The sequence below is a fragment of the Pinirhizobacter sp. genome, assembly GCF_035317885.1.
Classification (GTDB): domain Bacteria; phylum Pseudomonadota; class Gammaproteobacteria; order Xanthomonadales; family Rhodanobacteraceae; genus Pinirhizobacter.
This window is the reverse complement of the sequence record NZ_DATHFX010000482.1, coordinates 1-4,355: the sequence shown is the minus strand read 5'-3', so window position 1 is coordinate 4,355 and position 4,355 is coordinate 1. Positions and strand designations below refer to the sequence as shown.

Here is a 4,355-nt window from a genome sequence, read left to right as displayed (position 1 = left end):
GGCGTATCCACCACGACTTTGCTGGGCGCAGCGATGATCCAGCAGGCGCCCACCGCGGACGCGGCGCAGAAGTCACTTGAGTCGTTGTCCGGCCAGCTGCACGCCGCCAGCGCGGCGATGACGCTGGAGGCCATCGACGAGGGCAACCAGGCGCTGTCCAGCCGCATGGCCAGCCTTTCCTCGAACCAGCTTGCCGGCGCCTGGACACAGCGACTGGGTTACAGCGGCGGCATGAGCCGCAGCGGTTACGGCAATGTGGGGATGGATGTCTCCGGGTTCCTGGTGGGCCAGGACCACAAGCTTGGCGCCAGCGGCATCGTCGGTTTCGCACTTAGCCAGTCGCAGGGCCTGGGCCAGCTGGCCGAAAGCGTGGACCAGGGCCGCAGCCATGCCACCGAGGCCTCGGCATACCTGGGTACCGTGCGCGATCGTTACTACGCGGTGGGCCGCATCGGCATGGGCCAGTACCGCGAATCGATGTATCGCAGCGTTCAGTTGGGCGAAGCGGCCACGGGCGTGTCCAGCAGTTCGCAGGGCCACTATGCCGTGGCCTATGGCGAGAGCGGCATGCGCCTTTCCACCGGCGCGGTATCGATCACACCCTATGCCGACCTCGAGTACGACCGTATCGACCGCGGTGGCTTCAGCGAAACCGGCGCCGCGGGCTTTGGGCTGACCGCCGATGGCCAGGTGCTCTCGCGTTGGCAGGCGGGCGTGGGCCTGCGCGCAGGCCGCTATTGGCTGCTGCCTTCCGGCGGCCGGGTAAGCCTGAACGGCCACGTGGCCTGGCAGCATGCCTTCGCCACCCAGGGTGATGTCTTCGCCGCCCGCTTCACGGGGATCGATTCGTGGGGTCCGGTCGGTGGCATTGGCCTGGCGAGCAACGCCGCCCTGGTGGGCGCTGCGCTCGACTGGAGCATGACGCCGCGCTCGGGGCTGAAGATGTCGCTGGACCAGCGCTTGGGCGACCGCGACAGTTCGAAGATGGCCATGGTGAGTTACAACATGGCCTTCTAGAGCCCGTGGGGTCGGAGTATTCACTCCGACCCCGGTTTCGGCATGACCCAGGCTGGGCCGAGTCAGCTCTTGCCGTGGAAAAGCTCGCGACCGATCAGCATGCGGCGGATTTCGTTGGTGCCGGCGCCGATCTCGTATAGCTTGGCGTCCCGCAGCAGCCGTCCGGCAGGGAACTCGTTGATGTATCCATTGCCACCAAGCGCCTGGATTGCCTCCAGTGTCACTTTCACCGCGTTCGTGCTGGCATTGAGCAGACAGGCGGCCGGGTCGATGCGTGAGCGGATGCCGTCGTCGAACTGGCGCGCCACCATGTAGGCAAAGCCACGCGACGATTGCAGTGCGGTGTACATGTCGGCCACCTTCGCCTGCATCATGCCGAAGGTGCCGATCGGCGCGTTGAACTGCTTGCGTTCGCGCACGTAGGGCAGGGTGAGGTCCATGGCCGCCTGCATCAGGCCGATCGGGCCGCCGGACAGGACCAGGCGTTCGGTGTCCAGGCCACCCATCAGTACGCGCACGCCCTCGTTCACTTCACCGATGATGTTTTCGGCGGGGATTTCGCAGTCCTCGAACACCAGCTCGCAGGTGTTGGATCCGCGCATGCCGAGCTTGTCGAGCTTCTGCGCGGTGGAAAAACCCTTCATGCCCTTTTCGATGATGAACGCCGTCATGCAGCGGCTTCCCGCCGCGCGCGGCGCGGTGCGCATGTACACCAGCAGCACGTCGGCATCCGGACCGTTGGTGATCCACATCTTGCTGCCGTTGGCCACCCACACGCCGTCCTTCTCTTCGGCACGGCAGCTCATCGAGCCGACCACGTCGGAACCGGCGCCGGGTTCACTCATCGCCAGCGCGCCCACCCATTCACCGCTGCAAAGCTTCGGCAAGTACTTGCGGCGCTGCGCATCGTTGCCATTGTGGTTGATGTTCTGCACGCAGAGGTTCGAATGTGCGCCGTAGGACAGGCCCACCGAGCCGGATGCGCGGGAGATTTCCTCCATCGCCACCAGGTGCGCCAGGTAGCCCAGGCTGCTGCCGCCGAATTCCTCAGGCACCGTCATGCCCAGCAGGCCCATCTCGCCGAATTTCAGCCACAGGTCGTCGGGGAAGGCGTTGTCGCGGTCGATGCGGTCGGCGCGCGGGGCAATTTCTTTTTCGGCAAAGCCGTGGACGCTTTCGCGAAGGGTGTCGAGATCGTCGCCGAGGGGGAACGGACGCATGCGCAAAGCTCCTGGATACATTGAAAAACCCACCTATGGTAGCGCGCAGGCCGGCGGGGGCCTTGGCGCAACGCACAACGGGTACGGTTAGCCTGATGCTGCGCCCAGGTCCGTGAACCCAGTTTGTGCCTTCGCCAGCAACAGGGACTGCATGCCCACCAGGCGTGGCAGGCCCGCAGCCTGGCTCGCCTGTGCTTCAAGCGATCCCAGCCAGGCGGCGTCCGCCGCCGGAATGGGTTGGCCCTCGCGCGCCAGACGGCTTAGTCGCTCGTAGCCGTCCGCCACCTGTTCGAGCGCCTGCACGGCCATGGCGCCTTCCGGGCCATCGGGCAAGGCTTCCCGGTGCGCGCCCAGCGTGGACAGATGGGCCAGTACCTGCTGCGAATGGGTCATGAGCCTGAGCGCCGCCTCGGTCGCTGGGCGGGTGTGTGCGGGCTCGGCCATCATCTGGTTGATGGATCCGGCCAGTGCCGCATGTGCGTTGTGCGCATCGCGGCGGGCCACGCGATAGGGGAGGTCGTCGTGCCGGCCGCGGGTATATTGCATCGCGATGTGGCGGAGGTAGCCCGCATCGGCGGCGAGCGCATCGGCGGTGAGGTCCGGCAGGCTCCGGCCTCGCCAGTCAGGCAGGATGAAGCGCAGCGCCGCCGCCGCGACCGCCGCGCCCATCAGGGTATCGAGCAGGCGCGGCGCGATGGCGTCGTAACTGGCCCCCGGCTCGTCGAAGCAAAGCAGCACGAACAGGGTGATGGTGGCGGTGGCCAGGGTGTAGCGCCTGCGCCAGAAGGCGAAGAAACCCGCGCCGGTCACCACCGCGACGGGCAGGCGCCAGTCGCCGCCGGGCAGCACGTGCAGCAATGTCCAGCCCGCCACCAGGCCAAGCGCGGTGCCGGTCACGCGCTGCAGCAGGCGTAACCGGGTGGCTCCGTAGCCCGGCTGGCAAACGAACAAGGTGGTCAGGAGGATCCAGTAGCCATGCTTCGGGTGCACGGCGAGCAACAGCAGGTAACCGGCGAGCATGCCCGCGGAAAGGCGTACCGCATGACGAAATCGCATCGAGCGCCGGGTTATCTGCACGCGGATCCGTGCCAACGCTTCGCCGAAAGTGGGAGGATCGGGATTCTGCAATGCGTAGTCGGTGTCCTGCGCTGCCTCGTTGCCCGAGGTAAGCGTCTCCTGCAGGCGCTCGACATTGCGCAGCAATCCGGCCAGGGCCTCGTCGATGCTTGCATCGCGTAAGCCGGCGCCGAGTTGCACGGCGCTGCGCACGTCTTCCAGCGCATGCCGCGGCAAGGCGAGGGAGCCGGGCGGCAAGGTGCGCCGGATCTCGTCCGAGCGGGCACGACAGGCCATGGCCTGCAGGCGGATCAGGCGGCCGAAGCGGAACATGATGTCGCTATGGAACAGCGCGTCGGCCAGTTTTTCATAGGGGTAATGCGAGGAACTGATACGTTCGTGGATATCTTGGGCCGCGAAATACAGGCGCAGCCGCGCGGCCATGCGACCCCTCGGCTGGCGGCGGCCGAGGCGGTCGAGCAGGGCCGTGCGTGTCTCGTTCAACGCATCCACCGTCTGGGCCGACAGCGACGCCAGTTGCACGTCGAGGGCGCCGCGGTCCAGGTCCCTTACTGGTTCGAACAGTGCGGCCTTGACATCCAGTTGCGCGGCCAGGGCTTCGAATAGCCGTGCCAATGACAGGCGCAACGCCCGCTGCGGCGCAAGCGCGCTCCAGGCCAGTGAGAGCGCGCCATACCATGCAGCGCCCAGGAGCATCGCCATCGTGACGAGCGACGGGCTGCCCGTGGCCTGCGACGGGTCGGACGCGATCATCGTGTACACCGATAGGATCAGCGTGGCCGCGGCGATCGTGGCGTAGCGGCCACTCACCGCGCCGAGCATCACCAGCACGAAGGTTCCCGCGGGCAGGGCGAGGGCGAACAGCCAGGGCAGGGCAATAGTCTGTCGCACCGTGAATGCTGCCACCGCGAAGCAGGCCAGGGTGACAATGAGGCCGCGCAGCCGCGCACGCCACGCGTCGTCGGTTTCGGCCAGTGCGCAGGCGATCACGCCCAGCATCGCCGGAACCGTGCTTGCACGCTCATCGCGCGCCACGCACCA

The 4,355-nt window shown here is 66.9% G+C and carries 3 protein-coding genes; 1 reads left to right on the top strand and 2 read right to left on the bottom strand.

Annotation, left to right across the window (positions count from 1 at the left end):
* Positions 1-1,017 (top strand): autotransporter outer membrane beta-barrel domain-containing protein (locus tag VK519_RS15905; protein ID WP_324351356.1); only part of this gene is annotated, 1,017 nt, incomplete at its 5' end.
* A 62-nt stretch (positions 1,018-1,079) separates the two neighbouring features.
* On the opposite strand, the gene VK519_RS15900 is transcribed toward VK519_RS15905, so the two are convergent.
* Together VK519_RS15900 and yccS are read right to left on the bottom strand one after the other, a co-directional pair.
* Positions 1,080-2,237, bottom strand: coding sequence for an isovaleryl-CoA dehydrogenase (locus tag VK519_RS15900; RefSeq protein ID WP_414692763.1), 1,158 nt, complete (start codon positions 2,235-2,237; stop codon positions 1,080-1,082).
* A gap of 87 nt (positions 2,238-2,324) precedes the next feature.
* Positions 2,325-4,355, bottom strand: a 2,031-nt coding sequence (gene yccS / locus VK519_RS15895) for a YccS family putative transporter (protein ID WP_324351352.1), incomplete at its 5' end; no start/stop codon positions are given.

Coding starts and splice junctions, on each gene's coding strand:
- VK519_RS15900 (WP_414692763.1), bottom strand. CDS start 2,237: ATGCGTCCGTTCCCCCTCGGCGACGATCTCGACACCCTTCGCGAAAGC.